Origin of the sequence: Streptomyces sp. NPDC048636 (assembly GCF_040650655.1) — a bacterium.
Classification (GTDB): Bacteria; Actinomycetota; Actinomycetes; order Streptomycetales; family Streptomycetaceae; genus Streptomyces.
The window spans coordinates 563,242-575,763 of the sequence record NZ_JBEZHR010000002.1; the positions used below are offsets into that span (position 1 = coordinate 563,242).

The following is a 12,522-nucleotide window of genomic DNA, read 5'->3' on the forward strand; positions in this document are numbered from 1 at the left end:
GCGGGGGCACCGCACCCGAAGAGGCCGGGCGTCACTCGCCCTTGGCCGCCGTCACACCCTCCAGCCGGTTGAGGAACACCACCTTGGGGTCCGCGGCGTCCTTCGCCGGGACCCGTACCGCCGACTCCGAGATCCGGGTCAGCGTCACCGCCCGCTTCGCCTCACCCGTCATCAGCGCCTTGATCTGCGCATCGGGGTTGGGCCGGAACCCCTTGGCCATCGTCTGCTTCTGGCGGTGGTGGGAGGCGAAGAAGACCAGTGCCCCGCCGTCCTGGGTGCGCAGCCCCACCGGGGCGTAACGGGCGCCCTGCGCCGCCGTGTCGATGTACTCGGTCCAGAACTTCGGCGTGCGCAGGAACTTCTTCCGGGTGGCCCGGATCCCCGACGTCGACTGGCCGTCGGCGAAGACCTCGCCCCTGCCCGTCATCAAGTAGCGGGTGTACGCGGTGCTCAACCGGTCCGGACGGACCGCCAGCCTCGGCGCCGGGCCCCGGACCGCCACCGGCCGTGCCCAGCCGTCCTTGTCGGTCGCCAGATCCGGCACCTCGTCCTGGCTCAGGATGGACAGATACGCGGCCTTCCACGGCTCGTCCGCACTGTCCCGGGTGAAGACGAACAACCAGCGGTTGTCGTCCCGGTTGCTGTTGGTGTCCGCGACGAAGAACTTGGGCCAGCCCACCTGTTTCGGGATCCGGTACCGGGCCCCGGTCAGCTCCAGCGCCGGGAACTTCGGGTTGCCCCCGGGCCGGTTGGCGTGCTGCGCCTTCAGATCCGCGGCGGTCATGGCCTCGAGCGGACCCGTCTCGACCTGACCGGCCAGCGACGGGTCCAGCTCGCGGTACGCCTTGTTGTAGGTGTCGGTGAACCGCTTGAGCGCCCTGGGCGCCTCAGCCTTCTCCACCGACGGGATGTTCTCCCGCTCGCCGTGCACCGTCATACACCCTGTCAGCGCCGTCCCCAGCGCCAGTACCGCCGCGGCCGTCCGAACTGCCTTCCGCCGGGGGCGTGGCCTGGGTGTCATGGGGCTCCGGCTCCTTCGGGGCGCGTGTGGACGGCGACACCCTACCGGGGGCGAAGAAGAAGGCCAGCGTGGGGACCAGATACAGCAGCCACACCGTGACCTGGACCCAGGTCGGGTCCGGCTGGAAGTTGAACACGCCCTTGAGCAGCGTGCCGTACCAGGAGTCCGGCGGAATCGTCGCGCTGATGTCGAAGGCCCGGTCGGTCAGCCCCGGCAGGAAGTCGGCTTCCTGGAGGTCATGGAAGCCGTACGCCAGCACACCGGCCGCCACCACGACCAGCATGCCGCCGGTCCAGGTGAAGAACTTCGCCAGGTTGATCCGGAGCGCGCCCCGGTAGAACAGCCAGCCGAGCACCACCGCGGTGAGCAGCCCCAGCACCACGCCGACCAGCGGGTCCGCGGTGCCGTCGTTGCTCGCCCGGACCGCCGTCCAGACGAACAGCGCGGTCTCCAGGCCCTCCCGGCCCACCGCCAGGAAGGCGGTGGCCACCAGCGCGCCGGTGCCCATCGCCAGCGCGGCGTCCAGTTTGCCGTGCAGTTCGGCCTTCAGATGGCGGGCGGTGCGCCGCATCCAGAAGACCATCCAGGTCACCAGGGCGACCGCGATGATCGACAGTGAACCGCCCAGCGCCTCCTGCGCCTCGAAGGTCAGCTCCTGCGAACCGAACTCCAGCGCCGCGCCGAAGGACAGGCTGATCGCCACCGCGGTGGCGATCCCCAGCCATACCGGCCGCAGCGCGTCCCGCCGCCCGGTCTTGACCAGATAGGCGACCAGAATGCAGACGACCAGGCTGGCTTCGAGCCCTTCGCGCAGACCGATCAGATAGTTGCCGAACACGAGGTTCGCCTTCCTCTCAGGAGTCCCTCAGGAGAACAGCGCCCGGCCCCACCAGTCGTCCTTGTCGCGGACGCCCGGCGGAACGGCGAACAGCGCCGAACCCACGTGCTGGATGTACTCGTTGAGCGCGTCCTGCCGCGCCAGACTGCGCTGCACGGTGACGAACCCGTCCCGTACGTCGTGCTGGTAGGCGAGGAAGAACAGACCGGCGTCCAGCCGCCCCAGACCGTCGGTGCCGTCCGTGAAGGAGTAGCCGCGGCGCAGCAGCCGCGCCCCGCCGTTGCTGTCCGGATGGGCCAGCCGGACATGGGCGTCGGGCAGCATCGCCTTGAGATTGGGCTCGTCCCGCTCGCGCTGTTTGCCGTACGGCGCGCCCTCGCCCTTGTCCCGGCCGAAGATGTCCTCCTGCTCCTTGAGCGAGGTGCGGTCCCAGGTCTCGATATGCATCCGGATGCGTCGGGCCACCAGGTAGGAGCCGCCCACCAGCCAGTCCGGGCCCGCCTTCCCGTCCACCCACACATGCTTCTTCAGGGCCGCGCCGTCGGTGCCCGAGATGTTCCGGGTGCCGTCCTTGAAGCCCATCATGTTGCGCGGGGTCTGGGCCTCCGGCGTGGTCGAGGACGTCTTGCCGAAGCCGAGCTGGGACCAGCGGATGGCGACCGTGCCCATACCGATCCGGGCGAGGTTGCGGATGGCGTGCACCGCCACCTGCGGATCGTCGGCGCACGCCTGGACGCAGATGTCGCCGTCGCTGCGGGCCGCGTCGAGGTTGTCACCGGGGAAGGCGGGCAGGTCGATCAGCGCCTTGGGGCGCCGCTTCGCCAGGCCGAACCGGTCCTTGCCCTTCTTGTCCTCGAACAGGCCCGGCCCGAAGCCGATGGTGAGGGTGAGCCGGGACGCCTTGAGGCCGAGCGCCTCTCCGGTGTCGTCCGGCGGCGCCTCCGCCAACTCGCCGACCGCGCCTGCGCCGACGGCGTGGCCCTGGGTCATCCGCGCCGCGGCCGCCGTCCACTCCTTCAACATCGCGACCAGTGCGTCGCGGTCGTCGGTGGTGACGTCGAAGGCCGCGAAGTGCAGCCGGTCCTGTACCGCGGTGGCGATACCCGCCTGGTGCGTGCCGTAGAAGGGCACGGCGGCGCCGCTGTCCGCGACCGACCGGGTCTTCTCGCCGTCACCGCCGCTCAGGGCGGCGGCCGTACCGCCGGCGGCCGCGGCGCCGAGCGCGAGCCCGGCGCCTCCCCAGCCGATCAGGGCGCGGCGCGAGGGGGTCGTCATGGCCTCGTCGGTCATGTCCGGCTTCTTCCTGTCGCGTGGGTGTTCCGTGGGCTCCGTCGGCGATTCCGTCGGCCGGTGACGGGGGTCACTTCTTGACGACGACGACGGCGGCGGCCAGCTTCGACAGCGGCTCGGCCAGCGCGTTCACCGCGTCCGAAAGCTTCTTGCGGTCCGCCTTGGAGACGGTGTCATAGGAGACGAAGCCGTCCCCCTCGCGGTAGCCGTCCAGCAGCTTGTCGACCGCCTTGAACTGCTTGTCCAGCTCCGTGGTCAGGGCGGGCTTCCGCTGGGAGGCCACCGGCCGCAGCAGGGTGTACGAAGTCTCGGCGCCCTCGACATTGGCCTTGAAGTCCACCAGGTCGGTGTGGCTGTAGCGCTCCTCCTCGCCGGTGACCTTGCCGGTCTGCACCTCGTCCAGCAGCTCCTTGGCGCCGTTGGCCATACCGGTGGGGGTGATCTCGGCGGTGCCGACCCGCTTCTGCCAGTCCTTGAGGTCGGTCACCAGCTGGTCGGCGAGGTCTTTGTCGGCTGCCGTGATCTTCTTGGTCTGCCAGAGCGACTTCTCCAGACGGTGCCAGCCGGTCCACTTCTGGCCCTTCTCCAGACCGTCCTCGCGCACATCGACCTTGGGGTCGATATCACCGAAGGACTCGGCGACCGGCTCGGTGCGCTCCCAGCCGATACGGGAGGGGGCGTACGCCTTCTTGGCGGCCTCGAGGTCGCCCTTCTTGACGGCGTCGGTGAACTTCTTGACCGCGGGCAGCGTCTCGTCGGCCTGGGTCTGCGCGTAGGTGCGGTACGCGGCGACGGCCTTGTCCAGCTTGGGGTCGCGCTTGGCGACCTTCCCCTCGCCGGTGGCGGCCACCTTCTGGCGGATGCCGTCGCCCTTCATCCCGGGCTTGCAGGCGATCTCGTAGCTACCGGCCTTGACCTCGGCGTTGATCGTGGTCTTGGTGTGCGGGCCGATGTTCTCCCGCTCGGTGACGATCCGGTCGCCCGGGGCGTACACATAGACCTCGGTGACCTTGGATCCCGTGTTCTCCACGGCCAGCTTGACGTGTCCGGCGGGGAAGGAGGTCTTGGAGACCTCGCACTTGTCGTCGGAGGCGGTCACCTGGATGGCGTCGGAGTCCTTGGCGTCGGACTTCTCGGCGCAGCCGGCGACGGCGGTGATCGTCGTCAGCGCCGATATCGCGGCGACAACAGAGGTGCGAGCGGCTCGCATGCGGGCTCCAGGCTGGCTCAGGGGTGGAACGGGCGGACGGACATCACGGCGCATTGCCGATAAGGCTGCCCTAACTTAACTGAGGCTTGCCTGCGCCGTTCCTATGGAGTCTCATGATTTGGTCTTCACCGGGTAAAGGTTTTGCCATGTGGTGCGTCGCGAAGCGGCAGAACCAGCAGTTCCGTGGTCCGGGGGTGGGGGAGCACCTCCACCGGCTGCCGGTAGACCCGGGAGAGCAGCGCGGCGTCGAAGACCCGCTCCGGCGGGCCCTCCGCCGCCACCCGCCCCTCGTGCAGCACCGCCACCCGGTCCGCGTACGCCGCGGCCAGCCCCAGGTCGTGCAGGACCACCACCACCGCGTCCCCGGCCGCCGCCCGCTCCCGGCCCAGCCGCAGCACCAGCTCCTGATGGCGCAGATCGAGTGCGGCGGTCGGCTCGTCGAGCAGCAGCAGCGCGGTGCGCTGGGCCAGCACCCGGGCCAGCGCCACCCGGGCCCGCTCCCCGCCGGAGAGCGACGAGAAGGGGCGCGCCGCGAACTCACCCACCTCGGTCGCGGCCATCGCCGCCGCCACGGCCTCGTCGTCCTCGTCCTCCGCCGCGGTCCCGGCCCACGGCGCCCGGCCCATCCGGACCACCTCGGCCACGGTGAACGGGAACGAGAGGGCCGAGGACTGGGGCAACACGGCGCGGCGCAGGGCCAGTTCTGCCGGGGCCCACTCGGCCGCCGGCCGCCCCTGGATCCGTACTTCCCCGGACTCCACCGGCAGATCGGCGGCGAGGGCGGCCAACAGGGTGGATTTCCCCGCCCCGTTGGGACCCACCAGCGCCAGCACCTCCCCGGCCCGTACGGTCAGGTCCACCTCCGAGAGCACGGTGCGGTCCGCGAGCCGCACCCGCGCCCCGGACGCCTCGGCCAGGACGGTGCCGGCGGCCACCGGACCGGGCAGCCGCCGGTTCCGCGCGGTGAACAGCCGCCTCATGCCCAACCCCCCTGTCCGCGCCGGGTCCTGCGCAGCAGCCAGAAGAAGAACGGACTGCCGACGAGCGCGGTGAGCACACCCAGCGGCAGTTCGGCGGGCTGGGCCGCGGTGCGCGCCGCCAGATCCGCCGCCACCAGCACCAGCGCGCCGCCCAGGGCGCTGCCGGGGATCAGGAAGCGGTGCCCGGGTCCGGCCGCCATCCGCAGCAGATGCGGAACCAGCAGCCCGACGAAGCTGATGACGCCCGCCACGGCGACCGCCGCCGCCGTCAGCAGCGCCACCACCAGGATCAGCGCCATCCGCAACCGTTCGACATCCACCCCGAGATGGCGGGCCGGGCGCTCGCCGAGCGCCAGCAGATCCAGCTTGCGGGCGTAACACGGGGCGATCGCCAGACCCGCCAGCGCACAGGGCAGCACCGCCAGCACCTTCGGCCAGGTGGCCTGGGCGAGCGAGCCGAGCTGCCAGAAGGTGATCTGGGTGAGCTGGGCGTTGTCGGCGAAGAAGACGGCGAGCCCGATCAGCGCCCCCGCGAAGGCGTTGACCGCGATACCGGTGAGGATGAGGGTGACCACCTCGGTCCGGCCGTCCGAACGGGACAGCGCGTAGACGAGGAGGACGGTCAGCAGTCCGGCGGCGAACGCGAACGCGGTCACCGTCCAGTTGCCCAGTACGTCCAGCCCCAGCGCGATGGCACCGGCCGCGCCCACCGCGGCGCCCATCGAGATGCCGATCACCCCCGGCTCGGCCAGCGGATTGCCGAACACCCCCTGCATCAGCGCTCCCGCGCACCCCAGCGACGCCCCGACCAGCAGCGCGAGCACCACCCGCGGCAGCCGCACATTCCACAGCACGCTCTCGCCGACCCGGTCCAGCGCGGCGCCGCCCAGACCGACGCGGTGCAGCAGGGAGTCCACGATGCCGCCGAGCGGGATCTCGTACGCGCCGATCGACACGGACAGCAGGGCGAACACGGCCACGGCGGCGCCGAGCGCGGCGGTGAGCCAGGCGGTACGCCCGCCGCGGCCGTGCCCGGCGGCCGGGGTCCGCGCCTCGGCCGTAGCGCCCGTAGAGCCCCTGGGGCCCGGTCCGTCCGGTGCGCTCTGCGCCGGGGCGGTGTCGCGCGGGGGCGCGCTCACCGCTGGTCCGCCGTGTGCAACTGCTTCACCAGGGAGCCGAGCACCTGGTCGGTGCGGGGGCCGTAGTTGAGCAGCACCCCGTCGTCCACGGTGACCACCCGGCGGTCCATGCCCGCCGGGGTCTCGGCGACCCCCGGCAGCTTCAGCAGCCCGTCGACGCCACCGACCGATTCGAGCCCCTTGGTCATCACAAGGATCGCGTCCGGCGCGGCCTTGGCGAGGGCCTCACTGGTGATCGGGGTGAAGTCCTTGGTGAGCCCGGACGCCTTGCCCGCGTCCACCGCCCCGGCCGCCTCCAGCAGCGAACTCGCCCCCGAGTCACGGCCGCCGAGCAGATGGACGGAGGCCGAGCCGCGGACGTAGAGGAAGGCGACCCGGGGTTCGCGCCCGGTGGCGGGGATGTTCGCGCGCACCTTCTCGATCCGCCGGTCGGTGCGCTCGGTCAGCCTCGCCCCGGCCTCGCGCACCCCGAGCGTCGCGGCCACCGCCTCGATCCTGCGATGGATATCGGACATCCGCTTCGGTGGGTCGAAGAGGACCAGCGGGATCCCGGCGTCCCGGATCTGGTCGATGGCCTCGGCCGGTCCGGTGGTGGTGTCCGCGAGGACGACGGTGGGCTCGAGGGAGAGCACACTCTCCGCCGAGACATCGTGGGCCCGGGTGACCACCGGCAGCTTCGCCGCCTGGCTGAAGGTGGCGGTGATGTCCCGGGCGACCACATGGCGGCCCAGGCCCAGGGTGAAGACGAGTTCGGAGAGCGAGCCGCTGAGCGGGACGATCCGGTCGGTGTCGCGGACCGTCACCCGGTGTCCGTCGGCGGATCGCACGGTGGCCGGAAGCGTGGGCCGCGCGGTGGTGCGCAGCGGCTCCACCCGGTCGGCGGCCGGGGCGCGGCCGGATGTCTTCCCGGTGGCCCCGCCCGACCCTCCGCAGCCGGTCAGCGCGAGCAGGGCCAGCACGGTCAGCGAGGTCAGCAGGGCGGCCAGGAGTCCGGCGGGACGCGGTCCGGGGCGCAAAGGCCGGGCTGCCGGGGGCAGTTGATCCACGAGTCAGCCTCTCCGCGCGACGGCGCTGTTCCGACCTGATGAGATGTAGCTTAGGTTAGCCTTACCAAGCTTCGCCAGGTATGGGAGGGGCTCGTGATGCCGTCGTTCAAGCCAGTCCGCGGATCCGCGGTGGGGGCCGTACCGGTGCTCTGCGCCGCGCTGCTGAGCGGGGTGCTGCCCGGTGGACCGCCGGTGCCTGAGGCCCATGCGGCGGACCGCACGGTCGCGGGCGGGCGGCTGGACTGGGGCATCAAGTCCTCGTTCCAGAGCTATGTCACCGGACCCGTCGCGCGGGGCGGTTGGAGTCTGCGGGACGGCGCCGCCACGGTCGGCGGCAGCCAATTCCGCTTCCACTCCGCCACCGGTGCGTACGACCCGGACAGCGGGGCCTTCCGGGCGGGCTTCTCGGGCGGGGTGCGGTTCACCGGCCACCGCAAGGCGGACGGCACCTATGAACTGGACCTCACCATCAGCCGTCCCACCGTGCGCGTCGCGGGCGGCAGCGGAACCCTCTACGCCGACCTCAGCAGCAAGGCGAAGGGCACCGGCACGGTCACCCGGTCCACCCAGGTGCCCCTGGCCTCGCTCGACCTCCGCGGGGTGAACGTGCGCGGCGGCGGCTCCCCGGTGACGCTGACCCACCTGCCCGCCACCCTCACCGCACGCGGCGCCAAGGCGTTCGCGGGCTACTACACCGCGGGCACCGCCCTGGACCCGGTGAGCCTGTCGGCGGACGTCGCCGGAGCGAAGCCCACGCCCGGCGCGAGCAAGAGCCCGGGGTCGTCCGGGGCGGGCGAGGGCGCCGGGCGCGAGAAGCGTGGCACCTTCCGCGAGGCGGCCGTCGACTGGGGGGTGCGCCGCACCTTCCGCGAGTACGTCACCGGGCCGATCGCCAAGGGGGAGTGGCGGCTGTCGGATGGCGCGCAGGACGGTGGCGCACTGTTCCGCTTCCCGCATGGCAAGGGGGAGTACGACGAGCGGAAGGGCACCCTCCGGGCCGACTTCCAGGGCCGGTTGCGGTTCCGGGGCACCAAGCTGGACCTCACGCTCAGCGGGGTGTCCGTCCGGATCGCCGACGGCCGGGGCACGCTCTCCGCGGAGGTGGTGAACCGCCGCGCCACGGACCGGGACGTCCCGCTGGCCACCTTCGAGGTCACCCGGCTCCGCCCGAAAAACGGCCTGATCACGGTGGTGGAGGCCCCGGCGGAGCTCACCGGGCGCGGCGCCGGCGCGTTCGGCGGCCTCTACAAGGCGGGCACCGCCATGGACCCGGTCTCACTCGCGGTCGCCGTGGACGGCGAGGCCGCACTGCCCCCGCTGCCGGACCTCGGCAGCGAGCCCTCGGCCGCCGCGCCGGAGCCGACCGGTACGGACCGCGCGGAGCCCGGCGGCTCGCCCAAGGCGGCGTCGTCGTCCGGCGGTTCGCACTCTTCCACCGTGGCGTGGGCCGCCGGGGCGGGCGGCGGTGTGCTGGTCGCCGCGGCGGTGGCGTTCGCCGTGCTGCGCCGGCGGCGGGCCGTTTCTTCTGTTTCTTCTTCTTCCGATTCCGATCAGGAGGCACCATGAACACCATCCCGAGCACCTCCGGCAGACGGTCACCGCGCGCCGCGCTCGCCCTCGCCACGGCCGTCGCCGCGGCGGCCGCCTTCGGCGCCACCGTGGCGGTGCTGCCCGCCCAGGCGGCCGGGAAGGCTCCGGCCGCCCCGGCGCTGGAGCTGAAGGACGGCACCCTGGACTGGGGTGTGAAGGAGGGGTTCCGTAAGTACGTCACCGGCCCGATAGCCCATGGCAAGATCGAGGTGTCGGACGGGGCCCGACAGGCCCCCGACAACGGCCCGTTCACCTTCACCGACGGCACCGGCAGCTATGACACCTCCACCCACGGCGTGGCCACCACCTTCAAGGGCCGGGTCCACTTCACCGGCCACGACGGCGCCTTGGACCTCGGCCTCACCGACCTCAAGGTACGGACGAAGGGCACCACCGGCGCCATCACCGCCGATGTGACCGCCTCCGGCACCACGAGTGACGATGTCGAGCTGGTCACCCTGGACCTGTCCCAGGTGCGTCCGGAGACCGGTGAGGGCGGCCGGATGACGTTCGCGAAGATCCCGACCAAGCTGACCGCCGACGGCGCCAAGGCGTTCAACAACATGTACGCGGAGGGCCAGGAGCTGGACCCGGCCACCCTGGCGGTGACCCCGGGCGGCCCGGCCGGGCCCACCCCCTCGGACACTCCGACCACCGCCACCCCCACGCCGACCGCGAGCGACACCCCGACGGCCACGCCGACCACAGGGGAACCCACCGCGAAGCCGACCGGTGAGCCCACCACCGACGGCCCCTCCGACGGGAAGCCCACAGTGGTCGACGGAAACCTCGACTGGGGTGTGAAGAAGTCCTTCCGCGACTACATCACCGGGCCGACGGCCAAGGGGAAGATCACCCTCAGCGGCGGTGCCGCCAAGCACGGGAGCGGCTACCGCTTCCCCGACGGCGAGGGCAGCTTCGACGCCGACAAGGGTTCGCTGGAGGTCAAGTTCGCCGGTGCGGTGCGCTTCACCGGCCATGAGGGCGCCCTGGACCTGAAGTTCAGCGATCTGGGTGTCGAGGTGAACGGCGTCAAGGGCGCGCTGATCGCCGATGTGTCGGCCAAGGACCGCGCCACCGGCAAGGTCACCCGCAGCCAGGACGTCCGGCTGGCCGATCTGACCACGGACTCCGGCTCGCTGGAGGCGAAGGACGACGTCATCACGCTCACCGGCCTCCCGGCCGCCCTCACCGCCGACGGCGCCAAGGCGTTCGGCGGCTTCTACGAGGCGGGCGCGGCGCTCGACCCGGTCAGCGTGGCCGTCTCCCTCGACGAGGACGCCACCCTGCCCGGGGGGACGGGCGGCGGGGGCTCCGGCACCGGCGGTTCCGGCTCGACCGGTGGTGACGGCGGCGCCGGGGCCACCACCGGGGGCGGCACCACCGGCGGCGGCTCCCTCGCCTCCACCGGCGCGGGCGTTCCGGCCGAGGCGCTGATCGGAGGGGCCGCCGCGATGGTGGTGGTCGGCGCCGCGGCCGTCTTCGCGGCGGCCCGCCGCCGCACCGACTCCGCGGCCACCGCCGGATCCTGACGCGACCGTCACGGCGGCCCCACCGCTCCGGGGCCGCCGTGACCATCGGTCCGTACACTCCCGTGCCCACCGGACTCCGCCGGTGGGCACGGCACTTCTCCCGCGCTCTCGCGCGGCCGTCCTACGCGCTGAGCGGGAACTCCTGGCCCAACTCCCGGAAGACCGCCGTGTTCAGCGCGAAGGCCCGCTTGCACTCCTCGACCACACGCTGCTTCTCCAGATCGTCCACCGGCAGCGCGTCCAGCAGGGCGCGGTACTCCCGCTTGAAGGCGGCCGGATTGCCTATCCCCTCGAAGACGTAGAACCGCACTCCGTCGCCCTTGCGCGCGAAGCCCCAGTTCTTCTCGGCCGTGCCCCGGATGATCTGGCCGCCGGACAGATCGCCGAGATAGCGGGTGTAGTGGTGGGCGACATAGCCCGCGGGCCAGCCGCGGACGCACCACTCCACCCGCTGTGCGTACGCCTGGGTGGCGGGCAGCGGGGAGAGCCCGGCCCGCCAGTCCGGGCCGCCCAGATGGCGCAGATCGCGCTCCAGCGCCTCGGTACGGATCAGCTCGGGCCGGATGAACGGCCCCGCCACCGGATCCGCCGCCAGCGCCTGGGCCGCGGACTCCAGCGCCTGGTACACGAACCACAGCTGCTCGGTGTAGCGGCGGTAGGCCGCCACTCCGAGGCGGCCCCCGAGCAGGTCGCTCATGAACGTCGAGTTCTCGGCCTCGGTGTGCGCCTCATGGGAGGCGGTGCGGATGAGCGTCGAGAACGGGGTCGGGGCGGCGGGTGCGGCGTCCACGGTGGACCTCCGGGTACCGGTGCGAGTAGGTTAGGCTTACCTAAGCCGCTCGGTTCGCCTACGTCAATGATTTCCCGACAGGCTGTCGGTAAACCTCGGTCCCGCACCGCTTCCGCCGCCCGCTGCCCGCTTCCGGCCGCGCCGGGGTCACGGCAGGGTGAGGATCTCCGCGCCCGTCTCCGTCACCACCAGCGTGTGCTCGAACTGCGCCGTGCGCCTGCGGTCCTTGGTGACCACCGTCCAGCCGTCGTCCCACATGTCGTACTCATGGGTGCCCAGCGTCAGCATCGGCTCGATGGTGAAGGTCATCCCGGGCTTGATCTCGGTCGTGTGGTGCGGGCTGTCGTAGTGCGGCACGATCAGGCCCGAGTGGAACGAGGTGTTGATGCCGTGGCCGGTGAAGTCGCGGACCACGCCGTAGCCGAAGCGCTTGGCGTACGACTCGATGACCCGGCCGATGATGTTGATCCGGCGGCCCGGCCGGACCGCCTTGATCGCGCGGTTGAGGGACTCCCGCGTCCGCTCGACCAGCAGCCGCGACTCCTCGTCCACGTCACCGCAGAGATAGGTGGCGTTGTTGTCGCCGTGCACCCCGCCGATGTAGGCGGTGACGTCGAGGTTCACGATGTCGCCGTCGCGCAGCACGGTGCTGTCCGGGATGCCGTGACAGATGACCTCGTTGAGCGAGGAGCACAGCGACTTGGGGTAGCCGCGGTAGCCCAGGGTCGAGGGATAGGCGCCGTGGTCGCACATGTACTCGTGCGCCACCCGGTCCAGCTCATCCGTGGTGACACCGGGCTCGATCAGCTTGGCGGCCTCCGCCATGGCGCGCGCGGCGATCCGCCCCGCGATCCGCATCTTCTCGATCGTCTCGGCGTCCTGGACCTCGGGCCCGGTGTATGGCGTCGGGCCCTCCTTCCCGACGTACTCCGGACGCGGGATCGAGGCGGGGACGGTACGGGTGGGGGAGAGCGTCCCCGGGACAAGAAGCGACTGGCCAGACATATCAGCGAGTGTATCGGCGGCGCATCGGGCAGCATGGCCGCAAGGGCGATACCGCGGGGTGCGACGGCGCCCGCGGAGGAC

11 protein-coding genes are annotated in these 12,522 nt (G+C 71.9%); 2 read left to right on the forward strand and 9 right to left on the reverse strand.

All coding sequences use genetic code 11. From position 1 onward, the window contains the following. Positions 1 to 31 precede the first annotated feature (31 nt). The 7 genes from AB0C66_RS08380 to AB0C66_RS08410 all read right to left on the reverse strand — a co-directional run bounded on the left by AB0C66_RS08380 (position 32) and on the right by AB0C66_RS08410 (position 7,464). Positions 32 to 901 (reverse strand): hypothetical protein, encoded by an 870-nt coding sequence (locus tag AB0C66_RS08380; protein WP_362434499.1) that lies wholly within the window; start codon positions 899 to 901, stop codon positions 32 to 34. Next, a complete protein-coding gene (gene efeU, locus AB0C66_RS08385; protein ID WP_362434502.1) occupies positions 888 to 1,859 on the reverse strand; it encodes an iron uptake transporter permease EfeU in 972 nt (323 codons plus the stop codon). The genes AB0C66_RS08380 and efeU overlap by 14 nt, the downstream gene beginning before the upstream one ends. A 27-nt stretch (positions 1,860 to 1,886) precedes the next feature. Continuing rightward, a complete protein-coding gene (gene efeB / locus AB0C66_RS08390; RefSeq protein WP_362434504.1) occupies positions 1,887 to 3,149 on the reverse strand; it encodes an iron uptake transporter deferrochelatase/peroxidase subunit in 1,263 nt (420 codons plus the stop codon). A gap of 70 nt (positions 3,150 to 3,219) precedes the next feature. Continuing rightward, entirely contained in the window at positions 3,220 to 4,359 is a 1,140-nt protein-coding gene (efeO, locus tag AB0C66_RS08395; protein ID WP_362434506.1) for an iron uptake system protein EfeO, read from the reverse strand. 125 nt (positions 4,360 to 4,484) lie between these two features. Then, positions 4,485 to 5,339, reverse strand: coding sequence for a heme ABC transporter ATP-binding protein (locus AB0C66_RS08400; protein WP_362434508.1), 855 nt, complete (start codon positions 5,337 to 5,339; stop codon positions 4,485 to 4,487). Next, positions 5,336 to 6,478, reverse strand: coding sequence for an iron ABC transporter permease (locus tag AB0C66_RS08405; protein WP_362434510.1), 1,143 nt, complete (start codon positions 6,476 to 6,478; stop codon positions 5,336 to 5,338). Before AB0C66_RS08405 ends, AB0C66_RS08400 begins: the two co-directional genes overlap by 4 nt. Beyond that, a complete protein-coding gene (locus AB0C66_RS08410) occupies positions 6,475 to 7,464 on the reverse strand; it encodes an ABC transporter substrate-binding protein (RefSeq protein WP_362435600.1) in 990 nt (329 codons plus the stop codon). Before AB0C66_RS08410 ends, AB0C66_RS08405 begins: the two co-directional genes overlap by 4 nt. A gap of 156 nt (positions 7,465 to 7,620) precedes the next feature. Here AB0C66_RS08410 and AB0C66_RS08415 point away from each other — a divergent pair, with 156 nt between their 5' ends. Together AB0C66_RS08415 and AB0C66_RS08420 are read left to right on the forward strand one after the other, a co-directional pair. After that, the gene (locus tag AB0C66_RS08415) at positions 7,621 to 9,090 is read left to right on the forward strand and encodes an HtaA domain-containing protein (RefSeq protein ID WP_362434512.1); all 1,470 of its coding nucleotides are present in this window, start codon (positions 7,621 to 7,623) and stop codon (positions 9,088 to 9,090) included. Beyond that, entirely contained in the window at positions 9,087 to 10,646 is a 1,560-nt protein-coding gene (locus tag AB0C66_RS08420) for an HtaA domain-containing protein (RefSeq protein ID WP_362434515.1), read from the forward strand. Before AB0C66_RS08415 ends, AB0C66_RS08420 begins: the two co-directional genes overlap by 4 nt. 121 nt (positions 10,647 to 10,767) lie before the next feature. Here the strand turns inward: AB0C66_RS08420 and AB0C66_RS08425 are convergent, their stop codons facing one another. Then, positions 10,768 to 11,436, reverse strand: coding sequence for a biliverdin-producing heme oxygenase (locus AB0C66_RS08425; RefSeq protein ID WP_362434517.1), 669 nt, complete (start codon positions 11,434 to 11,436; stop codon positions 10,768 to 10,770). A 147-nt stretch (positions 11,437 to 11,583) separates the two neighbouring features. After that, positions 11,584 to 12,441: a type I methionyl aminopeptidase gene (map, locus tag AB0C66_RS08430; protein ID WP_362434520.1), complete on the reverse strand. Its 858-nt coding sequence runs from the start codon at positions 12,439 to 12,441 to the stop codon at positions 11,584 to 11,586. Positions 12,442 to 12,522: the final 81 nt, after the last annotated feature.